Genomic DNA, 26,936 nt, shown 5'->3' on the forward strand with positions numbered 1-26,936 from the left:
CGCGAAGACGACTGGCGCGATCATACTGCTGAATTGGCGGTATTTACGGATTTTCGAGGATTCGGGTAAAGGTTTGTCAGCAATGGTGTCAGGAGGGGTCAGGCCGACTCGCGGATGACGAGTTCGGTGGGCAGGATCACCGGCTCGAGCTGCCCGGCCCCGTCGATGAGCGCCAGCAGCAGGCGGATGGTCTCCTGCGCCATTTCGGTCAGCGGCTGGCGGATCGTGGTCAGCGGCGGATGCGTGGAGACGGCCACCGAGGAGTCGTCGAACCCGCCCACCGCCACGTCGTCCGGCACGCCGCGCCCGGCCGCCCGCAGCGCCGCCAGCGCGCCCGCCGCCATCAGGTCGGAGGCGACGAACACGGCGTCGATGTCGGGGGCGCGCTCCAGCAGCCCGGCCATCGCCCGCTCGCCGCTGGCCTGGGTCCAGTCGCCGTGGGCGATCAGCTTCGAGGTGGCCTTGCGGCCCAGCACCTCGGCGAACCCCTCGAGCCGCTGGATGCCGCCCGGCGTGTCCATCGGCCCGGTGATCATGGCGATGCGCCTGCGGCCCTGGGCGACGAAGTATTCGGTCATCTGCCGGGCGCCGAGCCGCTCGTCCGCGGCGGCGTACGGGATGACGTTCTCGTGGCCGATGACCGCGCCGCAGGAGACGGCGGGCGGCCCGGAGCCGAGCGCCTCCACGAGGGGGTCGCCCGCGTGCGTCGAGACCAGCAACACGCCGTCCGCGTGGCCGCCGCGCACGAAGCGCACCACCCGCTCGCGCTCGGCCGCGTCGCCGGCCAGCATCATGACCAGCGACAGGTCCCGCTCGGCCAGCATCTTGATGGCGACCCGGATGAGCGTGCTGTAGTTGGGGTCCTCGAACAACTTCTCGTACGGCTCCGAGAGCACCATCACGACGGATCCGGTGCGCTGGGTGACCAGGCTGCGGGCGGCCCGGTTGACGACGTAGCCCGTCTCGGAGATGGCCCTCTCGATGGCCACGCGTGCCGCCGGGCTCACGTACTTGTCGCCGTTGAGCAGGCGGGACACCGTGCCGCGGGACACGCCCGCGGCGGCGGCGACATCGTGGATCGTGGGGCGTTTCACTTGACGGCTCCGGAGGACAGGTCGGTCTTCCAGTATCGCTGCATCGTGAGGAACAGCGCGATCAAGGGCACGATCGACAGCAGCGCGCCGGTGAGGATCAGGTTGTAGAGGGCCGGCTGGTTGGCCCCGGCCGCCAGCAGCGTGTAGAGGCCGACGGTGAGCGGGAACTTGCCGTCGTCACCGAGCATGATGAACGGCAGCAGGAAGTTGTTCCAGATGGCCACGAACTGGAACAGGAAGATCGTCACCATGCCCGGCACCATCAGCGGCAGCGCCACCCGCGTCATCAGGTGTCCCTCGCCGGCCCCGTCGATCCGCCCGGCCTCCAGCAGCGAGTCGGGGATCGCCGCGGCCGCGTAGACGCGGGCCAGGTAGATGCCGTACGGGTGCAGGATCTGCGGCAGCAGCACGGCCCAGTGGCTGTCGGCCAGGCCGATCTCGGAGAACAGCAGGTACTGCGGGATGGCCAGCACCACCGCGGGCACGAGGATGCCGCCGATGAGCAGGTTGAAGATCGCGTTCCTGCCGGGGAAGCGGTATTTCGCCAGCGCGTACCCCGAGACGGCCGAGACGGCGGTCGACAGCAGCGCGCCGCCGCCCGCGTAGATCAGCGTGTTGGCCGCCCAGAGCCAGAACACCCCCTCGCGGTAGGCGAACAGCTCCGCGACGTTGTCGAAGAAGCCGGTGCCGAAGGAGAGCGTCGAGGTGCTGAACAGCTCGCCGGGCGACTTGGTGGCCGCGATCAGCACCCAGAACACCGGGAACAGGCAGTAGATCGCGCCGAGGAGGAGCAGCGCGGTGGGCGCCACCCCCCACGGCCCGCGCGCGGACGCGCCGCGCGCGCGGCGGCGGTGTGCGGTGGCGGCGGTGACCCCGGCCATCAACCCTCCCTGAAGGCGCGGTCGCGGACCACGCGCAGGAACCCGAACGACAGGACGAGAGAGATCGCCGCGATGACGATCGAGGTGGCGGCGGCCGAGTACAGGTCGCCGGTGACGAACGCGTCGCGGTAGACCTTCATGAGCGGGCTCCACGTGGAGCTGATCGTGTTCGTCAGCGGCCGGAGCGCGGTGGGCTCGGTGAACACCTGGATGGTCGCGATGATCGAGAACACCGTGGTGAGGACGATCGCGGGCGCCAGCATCGGGATCTTGACCCGGAGGGCGATCTGCACCTCGGAGGCGCCGTCGAGGCGCGCGGCCTCGTACAGGTCGCGGGGGATCGCCCGGAGCGCGGTGTAGAGCACGAGCATGTTGAAGCCGGTCCCGCCCCACACCGCCACGTTCGCCATGGAGTACGTGACCGTGGTCGCGCCCAGGTAGTCGACGTCGAGGACGGTCCTGAGCGGGCTGAGCGAGGGCAGGTAGAGGAAGCCCCACAGCAGGGTGGCCGCCACCCCCGGCACCGCGTACGGCAGGAAGATCGCGATCCGGGAGAAGCGGGCCAGCCGCACCCGCGCCGAGTCCAGCAGCAGGGCGAACAGCAGCGCCAGGCCGAGCATCACGACCAGCACCAGCGCGCCGTAGCCGAGCACCCGCAGCCAGCCCTGCCACAACTCGGCGTCGGCCAGGGCGGCGGCGAAGTTGTCGAACCCGACGAAGACCTCGCGCCGCGCGCCCTTGCCGAGCCCCAGCCCTGACACCTTGGTCCGGCGCATCGCGAGGTGGACGGTGTAGGCGATGGGCACCGCGAGGAAGAGCGTGAACAGCACGATCGCGGGGGTCAGGAACAGGTACGGCCACGCTCCCCTGCCCGGCCGCCTCATGACGCGATCTGGAAGCCGGACTTGCGCATGTCGGCGACCGTGGCGTCCTGCATGGCCTGCACGGCCGCGGAGAACGGCGTGCCGTCCTGCAACGCCTTGTCGAAGCCGTCCTTGAAGGCGTTGTACGTCACGCCGACGTTCGGCCCGAAGGTGAAGCCGCGCGCCCCCGCGGACACGGCGGCGGCCTGCTGCCAGAAGTCGGGCTGGTTGGAGAAGTAGCCGGGCGCCTCACCGAGGGCCGACTGCGCCTTGGTCGCCGCCGGGTAGATCGCGGCCTCCTTGACGAGCAGGTCGATGGCCTTCTGGTCGGTGTTGAGCCACGTGGCGAACTTCGCGGCGGCGGCCTGGTGCGGCGTCCTGGCCGACACGGCGGTGGACGAGCCACCCCAGAAGCCGCTGAAGCTCTCGCCGGCGTTCCACTGGGGGAGCGGCGCGACGGCCCACTTGCCCTTGGCCTTGGGCGCGTTGCTCGACAACACGCCCGGCGCCCACACGGCCGACGGCCAGGTCAGCAGCTTGCCGTCGTTGAGCGCCTTGTTCCATTCGGGGGTGAAGTACGGCATGTCGTCGATGGCGCCCTCCTCGACCAGACCGCCCCAGTAGTCGGCGACCTTCCTGGTGGGCTCGTCGGCGACGTCGACCTTCCACGACTCGCCGCTGATCGACCACCACTGGGCGCCGGCCTGCTGGGCGAGCCCTGTGAACGCTCCCGGGTCCTTGCTGGAGAACGTGGCGAGGTACGCGTCGGGGTCCTTCTTGCGCACCGTGCGGGCCGCCTCGGCGTACTCCTGCCAGGTCTTCGGGACCTCGATGCCGTACTCGTCGAAGAGGTCCTCGCGGTAGAAGAGCATCATCGGGCCGCTGTCCTGCGGGATGCCGTAGACCGCGTCGGTGCCGAGGGTGACGAGGTTCCACAGGCCCGCGGAGAACTCGCCCTTGATGGGGGCGGCCGCGGCCTTGAGATCGGCCACGGCGTCGGCGGCGATGAACGACGGCAGGTGCTGGTATTCGGCCTGCACCAGGTCGGGCGGGTTGCCGGCCTTGGCGGCCGTGAGGTATTTGGCTGCCGCGTCGTCGCCGCCGGCCTGCTTGCTGACCGTCACCTGGATGTCGGGGTTGGCGTCGTTCCAGACCTTGACGATCTTGTCCATGTTCGGGGCCCAGGTCCAGTACGTGAGCTTGACGGGCCCCTGGGGAGCGGCCGTGGCAGGCGCCGCCTCGGGGCTCTCGGCGGGCTCGCCGGACCCGCAGCTCGCGAGGGCAGCCGTGAGGGCGACGGCCAGGGCTGCTCCAAGGCGGTTGGCGCGCATGCGTACCTCCAGAATGTCTGTGAACGTGCACAGAGTGGAGGAGCGCGGAAATCGCCGTCAAGAGGTTGTTACGCTCTCGTTAGTCTTCCGCGTTTGCAGGAATTTGCAGGGGGGCCGTTTCCCTCTTTCGGGATCTGCCTTACTGTGCACGTTCACAGAGACTTTTCGAGGGGGATGGATGTATCCGGAGCGTCCTGCCGGTATCGCCTTTGGCGGGGACTACAACCCAGAGCAGTGGCCGCGCGAGACTCTCGACGAGGACGTGGCCCTGATGCGCGAGGCCGGGGTCAACCTGGTCAGCCTGGGCATGTTCTCGTGGGCGTTGACGGAGCCCGAGGAGGGGCGCTACACGTTCGGCTGGCTGGACGAGGTCATCGACCGGCTGCACGAGGCCGGCGTCGCGGTCGACCTGGCCACGCCGACCGCCGCGCCGCCCGCCTGGTTCGTCGCCCGCCATCCCGACGTGCTGCCGGTGACCAGGGAGGGGACGCGGATCGGGTTCGGCGGCAGGCAGAGCGCCTGCTCCAGCGCTCCGGCCTTCCGCGCGGCGACCGCGCGCCTGGTGCGCGCGCTGGGGGAGCACTACCGCGGCCATCCCGCCGTGGTGATGTGGCACGTGCACAACGAGTACGGCGCTCCGCTGGGCGAGTGTTACTGCGAGCACAGCGTGGCGGCCTGGCGCGGCTGGCTCCGCCAGACGTACCGCGACATATCCGCACTGAACGATGCCTGGGGCGCCACGTTCTGGGGGCAGACCTACACCGACTGGTCCGAGATCGACGCCCCGCGCGCCAACCACACGGTGCTCAACCCGGCCCAGCGGCTCGACTACGCCCGCTTCAGCGACGGCCAGCACCGCGAGCACTACGTGCTCCAGCGCGACATCCTGCGCGAGCTCACCCCGGGCATCCCGGTGACGACGAACTTCGCCGGCACCGTCAACTGCAAGTCCACCGACCTGTGGCGGTGGGCCCGCGAGGTCGACGTGATCGCCAACGACCACTACCTGAAGGCCGAGCTGCCCGACAACCACATCGACCTGGCGATGTCCGCCGACCTGGCCCGCTCGGTGGCCGGCGGCGAGCCGTGGATGCTCATGGAGCACTCGGCGGGCGCGGTCAACTGGCAGCCGCGCAACCTCGCCAAGCGGCCGGGGGAGCTGCGCCGCAACAGCCTCGCGCACGTCGCCCGGGGCTCGGACAGCGTGCTGTTCTTCCAGTGGAGGGCCTCGCGGTTCGGGGCGGAGAAGTTCCACTCCGGCCTGGTCCCGCACGCCGGGACCGATTCCGCGCAGTGGCGCGACGTGGTGCGGCTGGGCGCCGACCTGCGCGCGCTCGCCGGGGTCAGGGGCGGCCGGGTGCGGGCCGAGGTGGCGATCGTCTGGGACTGGGAGTCGTACTGGGCGCTGGAGCTGGACTGGCGGCCGTCGGTGGACCTGGCGTTCCGGGAGCGCATGGACGCCTTCTACGAGGCGTTGTGGCGGGAGCATGTCACGGTGGACTTCGTCCACCCTTCTGCCGATATTTCGGGATATCGGGTGGTGGTCGCGCCCAGCTCGTACCTCCTCACCGAGGCCTCCGCCAAGAACCTGCACCGGTACGTCGAAGCGGGCGGCAACCTGCTCGTGTCGTACTTCTCCGGCATCGTCGACGAGCACGACACCCTCCACCCGGGCGCCTACCCCGGCGCGCTGCGCGAGCTGCTCGGCCTGTCGATCGAGGAGTTCCACCCGCTGCGCGAGGACGAGACCGTCGAGCTGGCCGGCCGGGAAGGCATCGCCGCCCGCGTCTGGTCGGAGCGGGTCCGCCCGGCCGGCGCGGTCACCGTACGCGCCTTCGCCGGCGGGCCCGACGCGGGACACCCCGCCCTCACCCGCCACGACCTCGGCGGCGGAACGGCCTGGTACCTCGCCACCGCTCCCGTCGCCGGCCTGCGCCGGCTGCTCGCGCACGTGCTCGACCACGCGGACGTGTCCCGGCCGCGCGGCCTCCCCGACACCCTGGAGCTGGTGCGCAGGGGCGGCCACGTCTTCCTGATCAACCACGGCGACGAGCCCGTGACGGTCGAGGGGGTGAGCGGCGTCAGCGTGTTCGACGGCGTGCGGCACGACGGCGCGGTCACCGTCGCGCCCGGCGCGGTCACCGTCGTCGTGGAAACCCCCCACCCCTGAGGAGACCCGATGAAACGGATACTCGCCGCACTGCTGTTACTCGCCGCCCCCATCGTCCAGCTCGCCGTCGTCCAGCCCGCGCATGCCGGCACCTTCAGGGCGGCGCTGCAGATCAGGGGCGCCGACGTCTCCAGCCTGGCCAAGTCGGAGGCGCTCGGCGGCGTCTACCGCGACGCCCGCGGCCGCAGGGGCGACGCGCTGGGCATCCTGTCGCGGGCCGGGCTCAACCACGTCAGGCTCAAGGTCTGGGTGAACCCGGCCGACGGCTACAACACCAAGACCCAGGTGCTCGACCTCGCCAGGCGGGTCAAGGCCCAGGGCATGAAACTCCTGGTCGACTTCCACTACTCCGACACGTGGGCCGACCCGGGCAAGCAGTTCAAGCCCGCCGCCTGGGAGTCGCTGCCGTTCGACCGGCTCAGGCAGGCCGTCCACGACCACACGTACGACGTGCTCGACGCGCTGCGCCGCCAGGGCACCACGGCGGACATGGTGCAGATCGGCAACGAGATCAACGGGGGCCTGCTCTGGCCCGACGGCTCCACCTCCACCTGGCCGAACACTGCGGCGCTGCTGAACGCCGGGTACGACGCGGTCAAGCGGGTGTCGGGCTCGACCAAGGTCGTGCTGCACCTGGCCGACGGCGGCGACAACGGCCTCTACCGGTGGTGGTTCGACAACGCGAACGCGAACGGCGTGCGCTACGACGTGATCGGCATGTCGTACTACGCCTACTGGCACGGCACGCTGGAGACGTTCAGGGCCAACATCAACGACGTGGCCGTCAGGTACGGCAAGCCGGTCGTCGTGGTCGAGACCGCGTACCCGTTCACGACGGCCGACGACGACGGCTGGGCCAACATCATCACCGCCGGCGAGCCCTACCCGGGTTACCGGGCGACCCCGGAGGGGCAGGCGGCGATGCTGGCCGCCGTGGCCGACATCGTCCGCCGGGTGCCGGGCGGCCTGGGTCTCGGGCTGTTCACCTGGGAGGCCACGTGGACCGGCGTGCGCGGCAACGGCTGGGACCCGGCCGACCCGTCGTCGGGCAACGCCTGGGAGAACCAGGCCCTGTTCGGCTATGACGACCGGGCGCTGCCCGCGATGGAGACGCTCGGCCGCCTGTGAAGGGCAGATCCGGGTCGAAGGGGTCCTCCGGATCACGCGGCCAGGTTGACATGATGGCCGTATGACGATCACACCGCTGAGCCCGGACGCGCTGCTCACCACCACCCGCAGCGTGCGCAAGCGCCTCGACCTGACCCGTCCCGTGCCGCCGGACCTGGTGCGCGAGTGCCTGGAGATCGCGCTCCAGGCGCCCAGCGGCAGCAACCGGCAGGGCTGGCACTGGCTGGTGGTGACGGATCCGGAGCTCCGCGCGGCGATCGGCGGCTACTACCGGCGCTCGTTCGGCGCGTACCGGACCTCGGGCGGCTCGGCCGGGTCGTTGTTCAAGGACGACCCGGCGCGGGCCGCCACCCAGCGGCGGGTCTCCGAGAGCGCCGACTACCTGAGCGAGCGCATGGGCGACGTGCCGGTGCTGGTGCTCGGGTGCATCCACACGCCCGGCGGGCTGCCCGAGGGCAACCAAGCGGGGTTGTGGGGTTCGCTGCTGCCCGCCGCGTGGAGCTACATGCTGGCCGCCCGCGCCCGCGGCCTCGGCACCGCCTGGACCTCGCTGCACCTGGCGTACGAGAGCGAGATCGCCGAGTTGCTCGGCATCCCCGCCGACGTACGCCAGGGCGTGCTCATCCCCACCGCCTACTACACGGGCGAGACGTTCAGGCCCGCGCAGCGGCAGCCGCTGGACGAGGTGCTTCACCTCGATGGCTGGTAGGAGCACAGCCGGGAGGAGCACAGTGGAAGGCATCACCTACGTGAAGGAGAGCCCGTGACCCCCCTGCCCACGCTGCCGACGTCGCTGGTCGGAAGCTACGCCCAGCCCGAATGGCTGATCGACCGCGCCAGGCTGGCCGAGCGGTTCCCGCCGCGGGTGCGGGCCAAGGAGTTGTGGCGCGTCCCGCCCGACCTGCTCGCCCAGGCCCAGGACGACGCGACCGAGCTGGCGATCAGGGCTCAGGAGCGCGCCGGGCTGGACATCCTCACCGACGGCGAGATCCGGCGCGAGAGCTACTCCAACCACTTCGCCACCGCTCTCGACGGCATCGACCTCGACAACCCCGGCACGGCGCTCGACCGCAGCGGCCACCCCAACCCGGTGCCGCGCATCGTCGGCCCGATCCGCCGCGCCCGCCCGATCGAGGTGGACGACCTGCGTTTCCTGCGCGCCCACACCGGCCGCACGATCAAGATGACGGTGCCGGGGCCGTTCACGATGAGCCAGCAGGCCCAGAACGACCACTATCCCGACGCCGAGGCGGCCGCGATGGACTACGCGGCGGCGGTCAACGCCGAGATCCGCGACCTGTTCGCGGCGGGCGCGGACATCGTCCAGATCGACGAGCCGTACATGCAGGCCCGGCCCGAGCAGGCGCGCTCCTACGGGCTGGCCGCGCTGAACGCCGCCCTCGACGGCGTCACCGGCACGACGGCGGTGCACATCTGCTTCGGCTACGCGGCGATCATCCACGAGCGGCCCGAGGCGTACTCGTTCCTGCCCGAGCTGGCCGGCTGCCCCGTCGAGCAGGTGTCGATCGAGACCGCCCAGTCGGGTCTCGACCTGGGGGTGCTGTCGGACCTGAAGGACAAGACGGTCATCCTCGGGGTGATCGACCTGTCCACGCCGGACGTCGAGCCGGTCGAGGTGGTGGCGGATCGGGTGCGCAGGGCGTTCGACCGGGTGCCGCCCGAGCGCGTCGTCATCGCCACGGACTGCGGGATGAAATATCTGCCCAGGGAATCGGCGGCGGGCAAGATGCGCGCCATGGCCGGCGCGGCGCGCCTGCTGCGCGGCGAGCTCGGGCTCTCATGACCGCCGGCGGCGCGGCTCCTGCATCATGATCGTATGAACCGCACCGCTCACCCGGGCAACCAGGGCGTCCAGGTGGACCACGCCTACCCCTTCGACCCGACCCACGGCTACGACCTGGACGCCCTGCTCGCCGTCCCCGTCCCCGAGGAGCCGGACGATTTCGCCGCGTTCTGGCAGGGACTGCGCGCCCGTGCGGCGGCGGTGGACGTGGACGCCTGGGCGGGCCCTCCGGAGGCGGAGGCGGACGGCGTGGTCGTGCGTCCCGTGCGCTACGCCTCGCTCGGCGGGGTCCGCCTGGGCGGCTGGCTCACCGTTCCCGCGGACGGCCGGGTCACGCGCGGCTGCGTGGTCGGCCACGGCTACGGCGGGCGCGACCGTGTCGGCCCGCTGCCGCTCACCCGGGGCACGGCGGCGATCTGGCCGTGCGCGCGCGGCCTCGGCGCCCGCGGCACGCAGCCCGGCATCCCCTCCGACGCCGCGCGGCACGTCCTGCACGGCATCGAGGCCAGGGAGTCCTACGTGCACGGCGGCTGCGCGGCCGACCTGTGGTGCGCGGCGACCGCCCTGCTGGATCTCGTGCCCGAGGCCGCGGGCAGGCTCGACTACCTCGGCGCCAGTTTCGGGGGCGGCATCGGCGCGCTGGCGCTGCCCTGGGACGACCGTTTCACCGCCGCCGCTCTCGTCGTCCCCAGCTTCGGCGCCCATCCCGTGCGCCTCACCCTGCCCTGCACCGGCAGCGGGGAGGCCGTCCGCGCCAGGCACGCGAGCCACCCGGAGACGGCCGAGGTGCTGAGGTACTTCGACGCGGCCACGGCCGCCGCCCGGATCACGATCCCGGTGCACGTGGCCGCCGCGCTCTTCGACCCGGCGGTGCCGCCGCCCGGCCAGTTCGCCGTCCACAACGCGCTGGCCGGCCCCAGGGAGCTGCACGTGCTGGAGACCGGCCACCACGACCACCCCGGTGTGCCGGCGGCGGAGAGGAGCCTGGCGGCGTCCCAGCGGGCTTTCCTTTGCTCATGAAATGTCTGCATATAGCGGGGTGCCGACTTAGGATCATGGGCCTGACCCCCCTATGACCATCCGAGGAGCCGGCAGTGTCCGAGAGCGAGCAGGAAAGCGCCCCGCCCGGTATCGACACCAGCAAGCCCAGCGTCTCCCGCGTCTACGACCACATGCTCGGCGGCAAGGACAACTACGAGGTAGACCGCCAGATGACCGCCCTGGTGCTCAAGGTCGCGCCCGACGCGCCCGAGGCGGCCAGGGCCAACAGGGAGTTCCTCCGCCGCACCGTACGCCACCTGACCGCGCAGGCCGGCATCCGCCAGTTCATCGACCTCGGCTCGGGCCTGCCGACGCAGGGCAACGTGCACGAGATCGCCCAGGCCGTCGCCCCGCGAACCCGCGTCGTCTACGTCGACCACGACCCGATCGTGCTCGTGCACGGCCGCGCGCTGCTGGCCGTCGACCAGACCACCACGATCATCGAGGCCGACGCCCGCGACCCGGAGGCCATCCTCGCCGACCGGAAGGCGCGCGGCCTCATCGACTTCTCCGAGCCGGTCGGGCTGCTCATGTTCGGGATCCTGCACCACCTCGGTGACGACGAGGATCCGGCCGGCATCGTAGCCCGGCTGGTCCGGCCGCTCGCCCCGGGCAGCCACCTGGTGATCTCGCACTTCTGCAACCCGGGGGAGGCCATGCCCGAGGTGTCGCGGCAGGCGTACGCGGCGGAGAAGATCTTCAACGAGCACCTGGGCACCGGGCGCTGGCGCGCCCGCGAGGAGATCCTCGCCTTCTTCGACGGGCTGGAGCTGCTGGAGCCCGGCCTGGTGCCGCTGCCCGAGTGGCGGCCCGGCGCCGACGACCACGCGACGCCGGGCATCACGTACCACACCTTCGTCGGAGGCGTGGCCCGCAAACCCTAGGAGGGCAGCTTGCCGGTGGCGACCACCTCGCGGTACCAGTGGGCGCTGTCCTTCCAGGTGCGCTCCATGGTGTCACGGTCCACCCGCACGATGCCGAACCGCTTGGCGTACCCGTGCGCCCACTCGAAGTTGTCCATCAGCGACCACACGAAGTAGCCGCGCACGTCCGCGCCGGCCGCGATCGCCTCAGTCACGGCCGTCAGGTGGCGGTGCAGGTAGTCGACGCGGCGCTCGTCACGGACGCGCCCGTCGGCGTCCACGACGTCGGCGAACGCGGCCCCGTTCTCGGTGATCATCAGCGGCAGGCCGGGGTGGTCGCGGTGCAGCCGCAGCAGCAGCTCGGTCAGGCCGGTCTCGTCGATGTTCCAGCCCATCTCGGTGTACGGCCCCGGCTGGCGGACGAACTCGACGTCCTCGCACGCGATCCACGGCGAGGCCGCTCCGTCCTGGTGCCCGTCGGCGGTCTCCCGCTGCGCGGAGCCGTCCCACTGGCGTACCAGGGTGGGGTTGTAGTAGTTGACCCCGAGCACGTCCAGCGGCTGGCACGCGGCCGCCTCGTCGCCGTCGCGCACGAACGACCAGTCGGTCACCGAGGCGGTGTCGGCGATGAGGTCGCGCGGGTAGGCGCCCTCCAGCATGGGGCCGAGGAACGCCCGGTTGGCCAGCGCGTCCGCGCGCCGTACGGCGTCGGCGTCGCGCTCGGACACGCCGCGCACGTGGTGCAGGTTGAGCGTGACCGACATCTGCGCCGACGCGGCGGCGGTCGTGCGCAGCGCCTGGACGGCCAGGCCGTGGCCGAGGTTCAGGTGGTGCAGGGCGGCCAGCGCGGCGGCGGGCTCGGTCCTGGCCGGGGCGTGCACGCCGGAGGCGTAGCCGAGGTAGGCCGAGCACCACGGCTCGTTCAGCGTGATCCAGGTGCGCACGCGGTCGCCGAGCGCGTCGCCCATGAGCCGGGCGTACTCGGCGAAGCGCATGGCCGTGTCGCGGTGCGGCCAGCCGCCGGCGTCCTCCAGTTCCTGCGGCAGGTCCCAGTGGTAGAGCGTGGCCACGGGGGCGATGTTCCTGGCGAGCAGGCCGTCGACCAGCCGGGAGTAGAAGTCCATGCCGGGCGCGTTGACCGGGCCGCTGCCGCCGGGCTGTACGCGCGGCCAGGAGATGGAGAACCGGTACGCGCCGACGCCGAGCGCGCCCAGGAGGTCGAGGTCCTCCTCGAGCCGGTGGTAGTGGTCGCAGGCCACGTCGCCGGTGTCGCCGCCCGCGACGAGCCCGGGCGTGTGGGAGAAGGTGTCCCAGATCGACGGGCCTCTGCCGTCCTCGTTCCAGGCGCCCTCCACCTGGTAGGCGGCGGTGGCGGTGCCCCACAGGAAGTTCTCGGGAAAGGTGGTCATTCTGCTCCTCGGAGGATGATCTCGATGTCGTCGGTGTCTGGCCCGGCGGCCACCCGCACGCCGCCGGGCGTGGTCTCGAGGTCGGGGTGCCGGGCCTCGCGCACCCCGGCGAGCAGCAGGTTCCAGGGCATGGGCGCGCCCTGGACGCGGCGGGCGCGGATCCGCTCGCCCGCGCGCGCGACCTCGAACACCGCCGCGTCGCCGCCGTCCGCCGCGGGCACGGTGACCGTACGGCTCCGGCCGTCGGCGAGCTGGTGGACCCGCAGGGTGACTCCGTCGGCGTAGTCGTAGTCGGGCCGGTCGTCGCGGGCTCCGATCGGCAGCACCGCGCCGGGCCGCACGAGCAGCGGCAGGCTGTCGAACCCGTGCCGCTCGGTACGCCAGCCGGGCCCGATGACGGACTCGGTGACGGTCTCGCCGTCGAGCAGGCGGGTCCACACCCCGTCAGGGACGTAATACGAAATGTCGCCGTCAACGGACATCACCGGCGCCACCAGCAGATCCGGCCCCAGCATGTACTGGGCGTCCAGGTGGTCGCAGGCCCGGTCACCGGGGAACTCCAGCTGCATCGCCCGCATCACCGGCACGCCCTCGCGAGCGGCCTGGACGGCGGCGCCGTACAGGTAGGGCATCAGCCGGGCCTTGAGCCGGGTGAACGCGCGCAGCACGTCGACCGACTCCTCGTCGAACAACCACGGCACCCGGTAGGACCCGCTGCCGTGCAGCCGGCTGTGCGACGACAGCAGCCCGAAGGCCACCCACCGCTTGAACACCGCCGGATCGGGCCGCCCCTCGAACCCGCCGATGTCGTGGCTCCAGAACCCGAACCCGGCCAGGCCGAGCGACAGGCCGCCCCGCAGCGACTCGGCCATCGCCTCGAACGTCGACTCGCAGTCGCCGCCCCAGTGCACCGGCATCCGCTGCCCGCCCACGGTGGCCGACCTGGCGAACACCACGGGCGCGCCCCGCTCGGCCAGCACCCGGTGCACGGTCTCGTTGTAGACGAGGCTGTAGTAGTTGTGCATCCGCTCGGGGTCGGAGCCGTCGGCGTAGACGACGTCGGTCGGGACACGCTCGCCGAAGTCGGTCTTGAACGCGTCCACCCCCATGTCGAGCAGCCCGCGCAGCCTGCCCGCATACCATTCCCTGGCGGCGGGCGAGGTGAAGTCCACCAGCGCCCGGCCGGCCTGCCAGTGGTCATCCTGCCAGACGGTCCCGTCAGGGCGGCGCAGCAGGTGCCCGGCGGCCGCGCCCTCGTCGAACAGCGCCGACGCCTGCCCGATGTACGGGTTGATCCACACGCACACGCGCAGCCCGCGCTCCTTGAGCCGGCGCAGCATGCCCTCCGGGTCGGGGAACACCTCCGGGTCCCACTCGAAGTCGCACCACCGGTAGCGCCGCATCCAGAAACAGTCGAAGTGGAAGACGCTCAGCGGCAGGTCACGCTCCGCCATCCCGTCCACGAACGACGTCACCGTGGCCTCGTCGTAGTCGGTGGTGAAGGACGTCGACAACCAGAGCCCGAACGACCACGCGGGCGGCAGCGCGGGGCGGCCGGTCAGCGCCGTGTAGCGGCGCAGGACGTCGGCCGGCTTCGGCCCGTGGATGACCAGGTATTCCAGGTCGTGGCCCTCGGCGCTGAACTGCACCCGCGACACCGACTCCGAGCCCACCTCGAACGACACCCGGCCGGGATGGTTGACGAACACGCCGTAGCCGCGGTTGGTGAGGTAGAAGGGCACGTTCTTGTAGGCCATCTCGCTGCTGGTGCCGCCGTCGTCGTTCCAGACGTCCACGGACTGCCCGTTGCGCACCAGGGGGCCGAAGCGCTCGCCGAGCCCGTACACGAGTTCCCCCGCGCTCAGGCGCAGCTGCTCGACCATGAAGTGCCGGTCATCGGCGTCGTGCATCACGCCCAGGCTCTTGCCGGCGCTGCGGGTCAGCTCGCGGCCGCCGGCGCTGAACGTCATCTCCCACGGCGCGTCCCTGCGCACCCGCACGGTGAGGGCGCCGCTGGTCAGGCTCGCGCTCTCGCCGTCCACGGCGACCCGCACGTCCGGGCGCTCGTCGCGCACCTCGAAGGCCGGCGCGTCCGGCACCGATCCGGCGAAGTGCACCGTACGGACCCTGATCACGTCCGGCATGGGGGACGACAGGTCCAGCCGCAGCACCGGGCCGTCGAGGGTGTGGCCGCGGCGGGTGATCTCCCTCGTCGGGGCGAGCACCCGCAGCGAACCGGCGTCCTCGGTCACGTCGTGGGCCGAGGCGGCGTAGTCGCCGCGCACCCCGGGGCGCATCCGCCAGTAGCCGTCTTTGAACTTCATCGGGATCGTGGCGCGGCGTCCACCGCCGTCAGGACCGGCGGTAGGCGCCGCCCCTCCTTTCGCAGAACAGTGGGCCGCAACGGTGAGCAGGGGTCATTCAGCGTGGGGGCGCAGCGCGACGACGTCGCGGGGAGCCAGCGTGACCTCGCCGCCCGCGACGGCTCCGGTCAGCAGGTCCTCCGCCTGCCAGGGGATGGGCACGACAGCCGTCCCGGCGCCGTGGTTGAGCAGGAACAGCACGTCGCCGCGGCGTACCGCCTCGACACCGGGCGGCAGCCGTGGCAGCGCGCCGGCCACGCCGGCGTCGGCCAGCGCCCGCTCGATGATCTCGCCGAGCGCGGCGGCCTCGGGCATGGTCGCCACGTACCAGGCGACGCCGTCGCCGGCGCGATGCCGCAGCACGGCGGGGCCGCCCGCGAGGTCGCCGCCGGCGAACTCCGCCACCGCCTGCGCGCCCTCGGCCGCCACCAGCTCCGTCCAGGTGTGCGCGGTGAAGGCGGCGCCGCCGGCCCACCGGCAGCGCACCGGCACGTCGTCGGGCGCCGGCCGCCACTCCTCGCCGGACGCGCCCAGCACCTCGCGCAGCGGCGCGGGGAACCTGCCCGTACGCACGTGCGAGCGTTCGTCCACCACCCCGGAGAACGGCCCGACCACCAGCACGCCGCCGCCGCGCGCGTAGGCGGTCAGCGCCGCCGCGTCCCGGTCGCCGACGAGGAACAGGTTCGGGACCACCACCAGCGTGTAGCCGGACAGGTCGGCGGAGGGCGGCACCACGTCCACGCTCACGCCGCGCTCCCACAGCGGCAGGTAGTAGCTGAGCAGCTGGCCGGTCGCGTCGAGGCGGTCGCTGGGGCGGCCGCGCTCCTCCAGCGCCCACCAGCTCGCCCAGTCGAACACCATCGCCACCCGCGCGGGAACCGGCGTGCCCGCCACGGAGGCGAGCCCGCGCAGCTCCCGGCCGTGGGCGCGGACCGCCGCGTGCAGCCGCGTGTCCGGCCCGGCGTGCGGCACCATCGCGGCGTGGAAACGCTCGGCGCCGAACCTGGAGGCCCGCCACTGGAAGTAGCAGAGCCCGTCCGCGCCGCGGGCCAGCGCCTGCAGCGACTCCAGCCGGAACTGGCCGGGCGGTTTGGGCAGGTTGTGCGGGCGCCAGTTGACGGCGCTCGTGGCCTGCTCCATCAGCAGCCACGGCCGGCCCCCCGCGAGCCCGCGCATCAGGTCGTGGGTGAGCGCCGTGCGCGCCGGGGCCAGCGGGTCGCCCGGCTCCGGATACCAGTCGTTGGAGACGACGTCCTCCTCGCCCGCCCACGACCAGTAGTCGACCGGCTTGAACAGCCCCATGAAGTTCGTGGTCACCGGCGTGCCGGGGGTGTGCTCCCGCAGGAGGTCACGTTCGGCCCGGTAGTGCTCCAGCAGCGCGTCGGAGCAGAAGCGCCGCCAGTCGAGGCGCTGCGACGGGTTGATGATGTACGGGGCCAGCCGCGGGGGGACGATCTCGGCCCAGTCGCCGTAGCGCTGGCTCCAGAACGTGGTGCCCCACGCCTCGTTGAGCGTCTCCAGGTCGCCGTAGCGCTCGCGCAGCCAGGCGCGGAACGCGGCCGCCGACTCGTCGCAGTGGCAGACCTGGCCGTACTCGTTGCCGACGTGCCACAGGGCCAGCGCCGGGTGGCCGGCGTACCGGGAGGCCAGGGCGGAGACGATCGACAGGGCGCGCTCGCGGTAGACGGGCGAGGAGGGGCAGAACTGGTTGCGCGCGCCGTACCAGAGCCGGTGCCCCGACTCGTCGACCGGCAGCGTCTGCGGCCAGCGGTGCCCCAGCCACGGCGGCGGCGAGGCGGTGGGGGTGGCCAGGTCCACCGCGACGCCGTTCTCGCCCATGAGGTCGAGCACCCGGTCCAGCCAGCCGAAGTCACGCACGTCCGGCTCGGGTTCGAGCCTGGCCCAGCTGAACACGCCGACGGTGACCAGGTTGACCCCGGCCGCGCGCATCAGCTCGGCGTCCTGCGCCCACACCTCCTCCGGCCACTGCTCGGGGTTGTAGTCGCCGCCGAACAGCAGCCCGCGGCCCGCGGTGAGCGTGTGCATCCCCAGCCGTGCGGTCATGCCCGCCTCCTCCCGTCCCGCCCGGTCGTCCGTGGGGGCGCGGAGCTGTCGCCGGCCACCAGCCGGCAGGGCACCAGCCGCTGCTGGGGCGGCCCGTCGCCGCGCAGCCGGTCGACGAGCATGCGCGCGCCGAGCCTGCCGAGCTCCGTGCCGGGCGGCTCCAGCGTCGTCAGCCTGGGGTGGAACATCTCCGCGACCCGGGCCGACGACAACACCAGCATCAGGGTCAGGTCCTCGGGGATCCGCCATCCGCGCGCCGCCACGGCCGCGATCACCCCGACCGCCGCGTGGTCGTCCATCACGGCCAGCGCGGTCACGCCGGGGTGCGCGTCCACGAGCCGCTCGAACGCCTCGCGGCCCTCCTCCGCCGACCCCGGGCGGTAGCCGTCCACATAGCCGATCCCGGCCGCCCGCGCGGCGGCCGCGAACTCCTCGCCGGCGCGGACCGCGGGGCCGTAGCCGGCGGCGTACGCGTCGGCGGAGAGGTTGAAGAAGGCGAGCGCGCGATGGCCGAGCGCGGCCACGTGCGCCACGGCGGACCCGGCCGTGGCCGCGAAGTCGATGTCGGCGTAGTCGATCGAGCCGGGGTCCCTGGTGCGCCCAATCATGCTGAACGGCACGCCCGCCGCCGACAGGAAGGACGCCCGCTCGTCGTCGAGGCCGACCTCCATGAGCAGCACCCCCTCGACCAGCCCGACGCCGGTGAGGTGGCGCAGCTCCTCGATCGGGTCGGCGTGCTCGGGGGAGAGCAGCAGGTGGTGGCCCAGCTCGCGGGCCGCCTCGGCGGCGCCGGTGGCGAACTCCATCTCCGTCAGGCCGAAGCCGCTGCGCGGGGCGGGGTACAGCAGCGCGAGGATGCGGGTGCGCTTGCTCTGCAGGCCCCTGGCCAGCAGGTTGGGGCGGTAGCCGAGCTCGGCCGCGGCCTGCTCGATGCGCCGCCTGGTGCCGGCCGCGACCGGCCGGGTCCCGTTGAGCGCGGCCGACACGGTGCTGATCGCGACCTGCGCGCGCTCGGCCACGTCTCGTAATGAGGACATCCTGCTCCCGACCCTGGGCACGCTCGGCCGGAGGGGCCGATACGGTTGTCGAAACGTTTCGCACAACGTAGGGTCCGTTTTGTGTGGATGTCAATGGTCTTGATTCGGATGTCCAGAAAGGCGGCCCCGGCCGCGCAGGCGTGACCGGGGCGCGCCCGCGGGGCTCTAGTGCACGTACGGCCAGCCGCCGGAATCCCAGCCGAGGAGGTTGATCCCGAGCTTGGGCGTACCGTTGTCCGCGCCGTCGTAATAGTGGTAGACGAGCAGGTCGCCGTCGACGTCCCGCATGATGCTCTGCCCGCCGGGGCCGACGAACCGGCCGTGCGTCTCCAGGACCGGCGTGCCGCCGCCGCCCAGCATGGGCCGCCCCGAGCGGTCGACGTACGGGCCGGTCGGGCTGGTGGAGCGGCCGACCTTGACCTTGTACGTGCTGCTCGTGCCGGCGCAGCACCGGTCGTAGGAGGCGAACAGGTAGTAGTGGTCGCCGTGCCTGACGATGTGGGGCGCCTCGACGGCGCGGGGCGCGTCGGGGCGGGTGGCGAGGTGGTGGAGCGTGCCGTCGCCGGGAAGCCGCTTGCCCGTCGAGGGGTCCAGCCGGATCATCCGGATGCCGCTCCAGTGGGAGCCGAAGCTCAGCCACCACCGGCCGGAGGCGTCCACGAGCAGGTTCGGGTCGATGGCGTTGTGGTCGGAGCTGGTCGTGGTCGCATAGACGACGCCCTGGTCGGTCCACGAGCCCGGCTGCCCGGTCGAGCTGGTGGCCAGGCCGATCGCGGAGTGGTTGGAGCCGAAGCTGGAGACCGCGTAGTAGAGCAGATAGCGCCCGCCGTGCTGGGAGATGTCCGGCGCCCACGGATCGTTGCCCGAGGAGTAGGCGCGCCACCACGACGGCGGCGTGCGGAAGGCGGATCCGGCGCGGGAGAAGGCGATGCGGTCGGTGGAGGTGCGCGCCTCCAGGTAGCCGTGGGTGGAATAGAGCACATATCCGGTCGAGGTGCGGATCATCGTGGGGTCGTGGACGACGACGTCCCCGGTGACGTGGCCGGGGTCGGGGTAGGCGAAGGCCGTGCTCGCGAGGAGCGCGAGCGCGGCCGACGAGGTGCCGATCAGACGTGCGAGGCGACGCACAGGGGTCCTCCTTCGGGGGCGGCCGTGCCGCCGTTCGTGGTCCGCCTGCCTGACGCTGCGCCGCACGACATGTAAACCCCGCCTCTGACGGACGTCAACCGCCGCGTGAAACTTTCACGGCCGTCCGGGCGCGCTCCGCGGGGACCGGCCCCGGGCCTTGACAGGGACGCCGGCCAAGCCTACGTTCGAGCTGCTTCGCCCCCTCTGTTAGCGCTAACAGTGCCTGCCGCGCTGCGCCACAGCGACAACCCGGCACCCGCGCGTCACCCGGGCGGCGGCGCGGTGGACCGGCGCTGGATGAGCTCCACGGGCCCGGCCAGCACCTCGGCCACCTTGTCGTCGGGCCTGAGCCCGGCGAGCAGGGTGACGCCGCGGCGGCCCAGCTCCGCCAGCGGCATCCGCACCGTGGTCAGGGCGGGGAACAGGTAACTGGCCAGCTCCAGGTCGTGCACGGCCACGATCGACACGTCCCGCGGGATCTCCAAACCGGCCGAGCGCGCCCCCTCCATCGCGCCGATCGCCGAGGCCACGTTCGCCACGAACACCGCCGTCGGCCGCTCGGGGCCGCCGAGCAGCCGGGCCATCGCCGCCGCGCCGCCGGCCGGCGTGTACCCCGCCGCCACGATCGGGCCCTCCGGCAGCCGCGCCTCGCGCATCGCCGCCGAGTAGCCCGCCGACCTGCGGCCGGCCGTGTCGGCGGCGGCCGGTCCCGCCAGGTGGGCGATGCGGCGGTGACCGAGGCGTACGAGATGCTCCACCGCGAGCGCGGCGGCCCGCTCGTCGTCGAGGATGACGTACCGCTCGACGCTCCTGCTGCGGTTGTTGAGCATGATCCACGGGATGGCGGCCCGGTCGAGGTGCTCCACGAGCCCGGCCTCGTCGCCCGCCCCGGCCAGCAGCAGGCCGTCGATGCGGCCCTGCCCGATCCGGTCCATGTACTCGCCGAGCCCGGCGCCGATGGCGCTGCCGGTGACCAGGACGTACCCCTGGGAGGCCGCCTCGGACTCCGCGCCCTTGATGATCTCCGCGTAGACGGGGTTGGCGAAGTCGGGGATGAACAGCCCGAACATGTGCGCACGCGCGGTGCGCAGGCTCCGCGCGGCCACGTTGGGCCGGTAGCCGAGCCTGTCGATCGCGGTCAGCACCCGCTCCCGCGTCTCCTGGCGGATGTTGAGCGTGGGGTCCTTGTTGATCACGCGGGAGACGACGGCCCTGTCGACCCTCGCCATCGCGGCGACGTCGGCGAGCGTGACCCGTGAACGCTTCATGCCGACGATCCTGGACGCACGCTCTCGCCCTTGTCCATCGAGCGGTAGAGGGCGTGGATCAGGCGCAGCGTGCCGAGGTTGTCGGCCCCGGACGTCTCCGGCTCGCCGCCCTCGGCGATCGCCCGCAGCAGCGAGCCCATCGGCCCGGCCACCGCGTCCGGCAGCCACCGCGTGGTCACCGGGTACGGCAGCCAGCCGTCGGTCGGCAACGAGCGGCTGTTGACGGCCAGGGTGTCGGGGCGGCCGTGCGGATAGTCGTAGAGCAGGCCGAGCGTGCCCTTGATCGCGCCTTCCGTCCCGTCGATGCGGAACGACGCCTCCTGGTCGCCGGTGCGGTTCTCGTGCGTGGCGTGGACCAGCGCCCGCACGTCGCCCGGGTAGACCAGCGTGCTCATCGTCCTGGTCTCGCCCTTGGCGACCTGGCCCGGCGTGCGGCTGCCGGTGCAGAAGACGAGCTCGGGGTCCCCGAGGACCGAGCGGATCGCATCGAGATAGTGGATGGAGTGGTAGACGATCTCCAGCCGCTCGGAGCTGACGAGCCAGTCCCAGGCGCTCCAGTCGGTGTGGATGTTCACCGTGAACGTCATGGCCGTCGGCTCGCCGATCCAGCCCGCGCGGACCATGGCGCGGGCGGCGGCGACGCCCTCGTCGAAGCGGAGCTGCTGGTTGACCGCGACCTTCAGCCCGCGGGCCGCCGCCAGCTCGACGATCTCCTGACCGGTCGCGACGTCGGGCGCGAACGGCTTCTGGCACAGCAGGTGCTTGCCGGCCGCCAGCGCCGCCCGCGCGATGGCGGGCTGCGCCCCCGGCGCGACCGCGATGTCGACCACGGCGGCCCGCTCGTCGGCCAGCAGCTCCTCCAGCGACCCGTACGTCCTGGGCACCCCGTGCCGGCCGGCCACCTCGGCGGCCCGCCCGGCGTCGAGGTCGAACAGCCCGGCCACCTCCAGCCCGGCCCGCCGGTAGGCGGGCAGGTGCGCGACGTCGACGATCGCCCCCGCGCCGACCACCGCGATCGGCAGCCGGTGTCCGGCGGGGACGGCCAGGCCGGCCGCGGCGGCGATGGGCGCGAAAACGTCGATCATGCCGGCTCCTCCATGCCGTAGAAGCGGGTCGCGGTGCCGCCCAGCACGGCCGCGCGATCGGCCGGCGACAGCCCGGACAGCGCCGCGCCCGTCTCCCGCCACACCTTCGCGTAGTCGCCGGCCAGCAGCGCCACCGGCCAGTCGCTGCCGAACATGAGCCGCTCGGGCCCGAACGACTCCAGCGCGTGCTCCACGTACGGCCGCAGGTCGGCGGCCGTCCAGGCCGCGGCGTCGGCCGCGGTGTTCAGCCCGGACACCTTGGCGTACACCTGCGGGCACTCGGCCGCGCGGGCGAGCAGCGACGCCCACGGCTCCCAGCCCTTCTCCCTGATCGGCGGCTTGGCGAGGTGGTCGATGACCATCCGCAGGCCCGGCACCCGCTCGGCCAGCACCGGCACGTGCTCCAGGTGCCGGGGCAGCACGGCCACCACGTCGAACGGCAGCCCGGCCGCCGCCAGCAGCCGCAGCCCCTCGATCACGGAGTCCTGCAGCACCCAGTCGGGGTCGGGCTCGTCGTGGATGAGGTGGCGCACCCCGGCGAACTTCGGATGGCGCCGGTAGCGCTCCAGCGCCCCGGCCGCCTCGTCCGGCCGCCGCAGCGGCACCCAGCCCACCACCGCGCCGATCACGTCGTGGGCGTCGGCCTGCGCGAGCATGGCGTCGGTGTCGGCGTAGGAGTCCATCGCCTGCACCAGGACCGTGCGCTCGACTCCGGCGGCGGCGAGCTGGGGGAGAAGCTCGTCCGGCTCGAACGTGCGGAAGATCGGCCCCGACTCCGGAGTCAGCCACGGGAAGGAGCCGGTCTCGAGGTTCCAGAAGTGCTGGTGGGCGTCTACGACGGTCATCCGGCCTCCTCGCCAGATCGTCCGAGCGGGTTCGCGGGGGGTTGGACCAGCTCCAGTGTGATCGCGTCGGGGTCGAGGAAGTAGCAGGCGTAGCCGCCCTTGTTGACGCCCGCGGTGATCTCTGCGGGCGGGTTGACGAAGCTCACGCCGGCCGCCGACAGCCGGGCGTGCTCCTCGCGGGCGTCCTCGACCGCGAGCGCCAGGTGGGCGGCGCCGGGCAGGTGGCGGGCGGGGTCGCGCGGCCGGCCCCTGGGCCGTACGTACTCGACCAGTTCCAGGTCGTGGGTGGAGACGCCGCGGGGCTGGCCGGGCACGGCGAGCTGGGCGACGCGCAGCACCGCGTCGGGGTAGCCGACGAGCCTGCGGGTGTAGGCGTTGTCCTGCTCCTGCCGGTGCACGAGGGCGAATCCGAGCAGGTCGCGGTAGAAGGCCACGGACCTGTCGAGGTCGGCGACCGTGAACGAGAAGTGCCAGACGCCTCTCATCGCGGAGCCTCCCGCCGGGCCAGGGCGCGGAGCTCGTCCGCGACGCGATCGGCGCCGGGCACCAGGGCCCGCGCCAGCGCCGGCGCGGCCGGCATCCGCACGTCCGGCGTCCCGATCCTGACGGGCGGCGCGAGCAGCGGCACCCCGGCGCCGGCCACGCGGGCGACGACCTCAGCGCCGAAGCCGCCGGTGACGTTCGCCTCGTGCACGACCGCCAGCCTGCGGGTGCGGCGGGTGCTCGCCAGCACCGCCCCGGTGTCGAACGGGTTGAGCCACGGCGTCTCCAGCACCTCGGCGTCGATCCCCTCGCCGGCCAGCGCCTCGGCCGCCTCCAGCACCCGGTGCGTCATGGCGCCCCAGGTGACGACCGTGACGTCGGAGCCGGGACGGCGGGTGCGCGCCCCGCCCATCGGCTCGACCGGGCCGCCGACCCGGACCTGCTCCTTCGCGCCGAAGTACAGCGTGCGGTTCTCGATCACCAGCACCGGGTCGTCGCAGTGCACGGCCGTCACCAGCAGGTCGTAGGCGTCCTGCGGCGTGCTCGGCATGCACACCCGCAGCCCCGGCACGTGCAGGAACAGCGCCTCCAGGCACTGGGAGTGCTGGGCGCACGCGCCCGGCGCGTTGCCCTGCTGGGTGCGGATCGTCAGCGGGGCGCTCAGCCGCCCGCCCGAGACGTAGCGCACGTTGGCCGCCTGGTTGACGATCTGGTCGAGCGCCACCAGGGAGAAGTCGGCCCACATGATCTCGACGATCGGGCGGGAGCCCATCATCGCCGCGCCCACCGCGCTGCCGAGGATGGCCGACTCGCTGATCGGCGTGTCGAACGCCCGGTCGCCGTGCTGCTTGCGCAGGCCCCTGGTGACGCCGAACACGCCGCCCGGCACGGCGACGTCCTCGCCGTAGACGAGTGTCTCCGGCAGCTCCTCCATGAGCCGGTGCAGGGCCGCGTTCACGGCCTCGCCGTAGGTGAGATCGCGCTCATGCATACAGGTGCTCCCTCGCGGTCGCGGGGTCGGCGAGCGGCGCGTCGAGCGCCGCCGCGGCGGCGGACTCCATCTCCGCCCGCGCCCGGCGCTCCACCGCGTCGACGTCGTCGGCGGGGACCCCGTCGGCGAGCAGGCCCTCGCGCAGCCTCGCGATCGGCTCCCTGCGCCTGATCCGCTCCAGCTCGCCGGGCTGACGGTACGCCTCGGCGTCGCCGATGTAGTGGCCCACCAGCCGTTCGGTCATGCACTCCAGCAGCGTCGGCCCGCCACCCTCGCGGGCGACCTCCAGGGCGTCGCGCATGTGGAAGCGCACGGCCTCGGCGTCGTTGCCGTCGATCCGGTGCCCGGGCATCCCGTACGCGGCCGCCCGGTCGGCCAGGCGCGGCGCGCGCACCATGTCGGCGATCGGCGTCAGCTCCGAGTAACGGTTGTTCTCGCAGACGAAGACGACCGGCAGGGAGAAGGCGGCGGCGAAGTTCATCGCCTCGTGCACCGCCCCCTGGTTCATCGCGCCGTCCCCGAAGACGCTCACGGCGGCCCGGCCCGAGCCGTCGAACCTGCCCGCCAGCGCGGCCCCGCACGCGATCGGCGCGCCGGCGCCCACGATCGAGTTCTCGCCGTGGAAGCCGTGCTCGGCGGCCGTGAAGTAGGCCGAGCCGCCCCGGCCGCCGTTCACCCCCGTCGCCCGGCCCATCAGCTCGGCGAACAGCGGCTCCGCCGGCACGCCCCTGGCCAGCGCCCAGCCGTGACCGCGGTAGGTGGCGAACAGCGCGTCCCGCGGCTCCAGCACGTCGCACGCGCCGGCCGGGATGGCCTCCTGGCCGACGCACAGGTGCACAGACCCCACGATCGGGCCCTCGGCGCGCAGGTCGCGCACCTTCTCCTCGAACGCGCGGATCCGCCACATGGCCAGCAGGTCCGCGAGCCGTCTCTCACTCATCGCTCTTTCTCCAGGCGTCCAGGGCCGCGGCGCAGATCGCCCCGGCGTCGCCGATGTAGGACTCGGGCGGGATGGGCAGCGTGCCCAGGCTCGCCAGGTCGTCGGGGCCGGCGACGTCGCGCAGGGCGTCGGCCAGCGCGCGCCCGCGCTCGCGCGCCTCGTGGGCAGCCTGGTAGACCAGGTCGTGCGCCTTCTCCCGGCCCAGCACGGGCGCCAGGCGCATCATGTACGCCTCCGCCATGATCAGGCCGCCCTCCGCACCCAGGTTGGCCCGCATGGCGGCGGGATAGACGCGCAGCCCGGCGGCGACATCGGCGGCCGTGGCCAGCGCGCCCGCGGCCAGCTCGGCCAGCAGCGGCACGACGTACCACTCGACCTGCCACTCGCCGGCCGCCCGCTCGTGGCCGGCCTCCATCGCGCGGAACAGGCCGGAGCTGAGCGCCCCCGCCGTGCCGGACATGCCGATGACGGCTTCGCAGCCGATGGGGTTGGCCTTCTGCGGCATCGTGGAGGACGCCCCCCGGTGGTGGCCGCCGGCCTCGCGCACCTCGCCGACCTCGGTCCTGGACAGGTCCACGACCTCGCGGGCGAAGCGGGCGGCCGTGGCCGCCAGGCTCGCGCAGGTCACGCCGAACTCGGCGACGCCGTCCCTGGCCACGTGCCACGGCACGTCCGTGGTACGCAGGCCGAGCCGCCCGGCCACGCCCTCGCGCACCTGGCGGGCGCGCTCGCCCATCGCCGCGGACGTGCCGCCGGCGCCGAACAGCGACACGACCCGCACCTGGCGTGCGGCGGCGGCGACCCGCTCGCGCTGCCGCGCCGCCTCCGCCAGCAGCACCGCCATCTTCGCGCCGAACGTCGTGGGCACCGCCTGCTGGGCGTGCGTGCGCGCGGCGATGACGGTGCCCGCGTGCCCGGCCACGAGACGGGCGAGCGCGTCGCCGAAGGAGCCGAGCAGCGTGGCCAGGTGGTCGAGCGCCTCGCCCATCTGCAGGGCGAGGCCGGTGTCCATGATGTCCTGCGTGGTGGCGCCGTAGTGGACCCGGCCGTCGGGCCCGTCCGGGAGGGCCGCCGCGATCATCCGGACGAGGGGGAGGATCGGGTAGCCCACGTTCGCCGCCTCGTCCCAGAGGCGGTCGAGGTCGATGGTGCCCGGGACGCAGGCCGCGGCGATGGCCTCCGCGTCGGCCTCGGTGATGATCCCCGCCTCGGCCTGGGCCCGGGAGAGCGCGGCCTCGGTGCGCAGCCAGGCGAGCACGGTGCGCTCGGCGGAGAAGATCCCGGCCATCGCGCGGTCGGCGAACAGCTCGGGCAGCAGCTTGAACGTCTGCGCGGAGGAGGCGGCCACGGTCAGTTCATCTCCAGTCCGCCGTCGACGTTCAGCGCCTGGCCCGTGACGAACGAGGCCAGATCGCTGGCCAGGAACAACACCGCGGAGGCGACCTCCTCGGGCCGGCCGGGGCGGCCCAGCGGCGTACGCTCGCCGACCTCCTTGAGGTGGGCGGCGCCCGCGCCGGGGCCGAAGCGGCGGTCGCGGTCGGCGATGATCTCGTCCCACATGGGGGTGAGGAAGACGCCGGGGCAGACCGCGTTGACCCGTACGGGGGCGAGCGCCTCGGCCGCCGACTTCGTCAGGGAGAGCAGCGCCGTCTTGGTGGCCGAGTAGTGGGCCGCGTTCGGGCGGCCCGAGCGGGCGGCGACGGAGGCGAGGGTGATGATCGAGCCGCCGCCCTGCTCGGCCATCCGCCGGCCGACGGCCTGGGTGAGCCAGAAGGCGGCGTTGAGGTTGGTGTCCACGATCCGCAGCCATTCGTCCGGCTCGATGTCCAGCAGCGGCGTGGTGCGCATGACGCCGGCGCAGTTCACCAGCACGTCGAGCCGGCCGGGATGGGCGGCCAGGGCCTGGGCCTGGGACCGGTCGGTGAGGTCGGCCGGCCGCGCGGTGACGCCCAGCGCGGCCGCCGTCTCGGCGAGCCTCGGGCTCTCCAGGTCGGAGAGCACGACGTCCGCTCCTGCCTCGGCCAGCGCGCGGGCGCACGCCGGCCCGAGGCCGCCCGCACCGCCCGTGACGAGCGCCGTGCGCCCGCTCAGGTCGATCGTGACAGCCATCCCCGATGGTCTCCCTCTCGTCAGTCAAACGATTGACCT

The 26,936-nt window shown here is 72.9% G+C and carries 23 protein-coding genes; 6 read left to right on the forward strand and 17 right to left on the reverse strand.

The window, feature by feature from the left end; translation table 11 throughout:
* Positions 1-98 precede the first annotated feature (98 nt).
* Genes ACZ6SA_RS35340 through ACZ6SA_RS35355 form a run of 4 tightly spaced genes read right to left on the reverse strand, consistent with a single transcriptional unit; the run spans position 99 to position 4,169 of the window.
* The gene (locus tag ACZ6SA_RS35340; RefSeq protein ID WP_347644687.1) at positions 99-1,094 is read right to left on the reverse strand and encodes a LacI family DNA-binding transcriptional regulator; all 996 of its coding nucleotides are present in this window, start codon (positions 1,092-1,094) and stop codon (positions 99-101) included.
* The gene (locus ACZ6SA_RS35345) at positions 1,091-1,975 is read right to left on the reverse strand and encodes a carbohydrate ABC transporter permease (RefSeq protein ID WP_347644686.1); all 885 of its coding nucleotides are present in this window, start codon (positions 1,973-1,975) and stop codon (positions 1,091-1,093) included. The genes ACZ6SA_RS35340 and ACZ6SA_RS35345 overlap by 4 nt, the downstream gene beginning before the upstream one ends.
* Positions 1,975-2,859: a carbohydrate ABC transporter permease gene (locus ACZ6SA_RS35350; protein ID WP_347622212.1), complete on the reverse strand. Its 885-nt coding sequence runs from the start codon at positions 2,857-2,859 to the stop codon at positions 1,975-1,977. Before ACZ6SA_RS35350 ends, ACZ6SA_RS35345 begins: the two co-directional genes overlap by 1 nt.
* Positions 2,856-4,169: an ABC transporter substrate-binding protein gene (locus ACZ6SA_RS35355; protein ID WP_465833113.1), complete on the reverse strand. Its 1,314-nt coding sequence runs from the start codon at positions 4,167-4,169 to the stop codon at positions 2,856-2,858. Before ACZ6SA_RS35355 ends, ACZ6SA_RS35350 begins: the two co-directional genes overlap by 4 nt.
* 178 nt (positions 4,170-4,347) lie before the next feature.
* On the opposite strand from ACZ6SA_RS35355, the gene ACZ6SA_RS35360 reads away from it, so the two are divergent.
* From ACZ6SA_RS35360 to ACZ6SA_RS35385, 6 genes are all read left to right on the forward strand, one after another.
* Positions 4,348-6,339 carry a beta-galactosidase gene (locus ACZ6SA_RS35360; RefSeq protein ID WP_465833115.1) on the forward strand — a complete coding sequence of 664 codons (1,992 nt, stop codon included), beginning with the start codon at positions 4,348-4,350 and terminating at the stop codon, positions 6,337-6,339.
* Between the two features lie 9 nt (positions 6,340-6,348).
* Positions 6,349-7,467, forward strand: coding sequence for a glycoside hydrolase family 53 protein (locus ACZ6SA_RS35365; protein ID WP_465833117.1), 1,119 nt, complete (start codon positions 6,349-6,351; stop codon positions 7,465-7,467).
* Between the two features lie 61 nt (positions 7,468-7,528).
* A complete protein-coding gene (locus tag ACZ6SA_RS35370; protein ID WP_465833119.1) occupies positions 7,529-8,176 on the forward strand; it encodes a nitroreductase family protein in 648 nt (215 codons plus the stop codon).
* Between the two features lie 54 nt (positions 8,177-8,230).
* Positions 8,231-9,271 carry a uroporphyrinogen decarboxylase family protein gene (locus tag ACZ6SA_RS35375; RefSeq protein WP_347644681.1) on the forward strand — a complete coding sequence of 347 codons (1,041 nt, stop codon included), beginning with the start codon at positions 8,231-8,233 and terminating at the stop codon, positions 9,269-9,271.
* 33 nt (positions 9,272-9,304) lie between these two features.
* Positions 9,305-10,291 (forward strand): acetylxylan esterase, encoded by a 987-nt coding sequence (locus tag ACZ6SA_RS35380; protein WP_347644680.1) that lies wholly within the window; start codon positions 9,305-9,307, stop codon positions 10,289-10,291.
* Between the two features lie 74 nt (positions 10,292-10,365).
* Entirely contained in the window at positions 10,366-11,196 is an 831-nt protein-coding gene (locus ACZ6SA_RS35385; protein ID WP_465833122.1) for an SAM-dependent methyltransferase, read from the forward strand.
* Here ACZ6SA_RS35385 and ACZ6SA_RS35390 read toward each other — a convergent pair.
* The 13 genes from ACZ6SA_RS35390 to ACZ6SA_RS35450 form a co-directional block, all read right to left on the reverse strand.
* On the reverse strand, positions 11,193-12,584 hold the full coding sequence (locus tag ACZ6SA_RS35390) for a GH1 family beta-glucosidase (RefSeq protein ID WP_465833124.1): 1,392 nt from the start codon (positions 12,582-12,584) through the stop codon (positions 11,193-11,195). The two genes, ACZ6SA_RS35385 and ACZ6SA_RS35390, sit on opposite strands and share 4 nt — an antisense overlap.
* The gene (gene yicI / locus ACZ6SA_RS35395) at positions 12,581-14,908 is read right to left on the reverse strand and encodes an alpha-xylosidase (protein WP_465833126.1); all 2,328 of its coding nucleotides are present in this window, start codon (positions 14,906-14,908) and stop codon (positions 12,581-12,583) included. Before yicI ends, ACZ6SA_RS35390 begins: the two co-directional genes overlap by 4 nt.
* Before the next feature lie 93 nt (positions 14,909-15,001).
* Positions 15,002-17,011, reverse strand: a complete 2,010-nt coding sequence (locus ACZ6SA_RS35400; RefSeq protein WP_465833128.1) for a beta-galactosidase — start codon at positions 17,009-17,011, stop codon at positions 15,002-15,004.
* Positions 17,008-18,048 (reverse strand): LacI family DNA-binding transcriptional regulator, encoded by a 1,041-nt coding sequence (locus ACZ6SA_RS35405; RefSeq protein WP_465833130.1) that lies wholly within the window; start codon positions 18,046-18,048, stop codon positions 17,008-17,010. The genes ACZ6SA_RS35400 and ACZ6SA_RS35405 overlap by 4 nt, the downstream gene beginning before the upstream one ends.
* 165 nt (positions 18,049-18,213) lie before the next feature.
* Positions 18,214-19,176 (reverse strand): arabinan endo-1,5-alpha-L-arabinosidase, encoded by a 963-nt coding sequence (locus ACZ6SA_RS35410; protein ID WP_347644674.1) that lies wholly within the window; start codon positions 19,174-19,176, stop codon positions 18,214-18,216.
* 263 nt (positions 19,177-19,439) lie between these two features.
* On the reverse strand, positions 19,440-20,444 hold the full coding sequence (locus tag ACZ6SA_RS35415) for a LacI family DNA-binding transcriptional regulator (RefSeq protein ID WP_347644673.1): 1,005 nt from the start codon (positions 20,442-20,444) through the stop codon (positions 19,440-19,442).
* Positions 20,441-21,529 carry a Gfo/Idh/MocA family protein gene (locus ACZ6SA_RS35420; protein WP_465833133.1) on the reverse strand — a complete coding sequence of 363 codons (1,089 nt, stop codon included), beginning with the start codon at positions 21,527-21,529 and terminating at the stop codon, positions 20,441-20,443. Before ACZ6SA_RS35420 ends, ACZ6SA_RS35415 begins: the two co-directional genes overlap by 4 nt.
* On the reverse strand, positions 21,526-22,374 hold the full coding sequence (locus ACZ6SA_RS35425; RefSeq protein ID WP_465833135.1) for an amidohydrolase family protein: 849 nt from the start codon (positions 22,372-22,374) through the stop codon (positions 21,526-21,528). Before ACZ6SA_RS35425 ends, ACZ6SA_RS35420 begins: the two co-directional genes overlap by 4 nt.
* Positions 22,371-22,859, reverse strand: coding sequence for a VOC family protein (locus ACZ6SA_RS35430; RefSeq protein ID WP_465833137.1), 489 nt, complete (start codon positions 22,857-22,859; stop codon positions 22,371-22,373). The genes ACZ6SA_RS35425 and ACZ6SA_RS35430 overlap by 4 nt, the downstream gene beginning before the upstream one ends.
* Entirely contained in the window at positions 22,856-23,848 is a 993-nt protein-coding gene (locus tag ACZ6SA_RS35435) for an alpha-ketoacid dehydrogenase subunit beta (protein ID WP_347644669.1), read from the reverse strand. Before ACZ6SA_RS35435 ends, ACZ6SA_RS35430 begins: the two co-directional genes overlap by 4 nt.
* Positions 23,841-24,788: a thiamine pyrophosphate-dependent dehydrogenase E1 component subunit alpha gene (locus tag ACZ6SA_RS35440; RefSeq protein WP_347644668.1), complete on the reverse strand. Its 948-nt coding sequence runs from the start codon at positions 24,786-24,788 to the stop codon at positions 23,841-23,843. The genes ACZ6SA_RS35435 and ACZ6SA_RS35440 overlap by 8 nt, the downstream gene beginning before the upstream one ends.
* Entirely contained in the window at positions 24,781-26,136 is a 1,356-nt protein-coding gene (locus tag ACZ6SA_RS35445; protein WP_347644667.1) for a class-II fumarase/aspartase family protein, read from the reverse strand. The genes ACZ6SA_RS35440 and ACZ6SA_RS35445 overlap by 8 nt, the downstream gene beginning before the upstream one ends.
* A gap of 2 nt (positions 26,137-26,138) precedes the next feature.
* A complete protein-coding gene (locus ACZ6SA_RS35450; protein WP_347644666.1) occupies positions 26,139-26,897 on the reverse strand; it encodes an SDR family NAD(P)-dependent oxidoreductase in 759 nt (252 codons plus the stop codon).
* Between the last annotated feature and the right edge of the window lie 39 nt (positions 26,898-26,936).

Source organism: Nonomuraea sp. NPDC049378, from assembly GCF_055586745.1.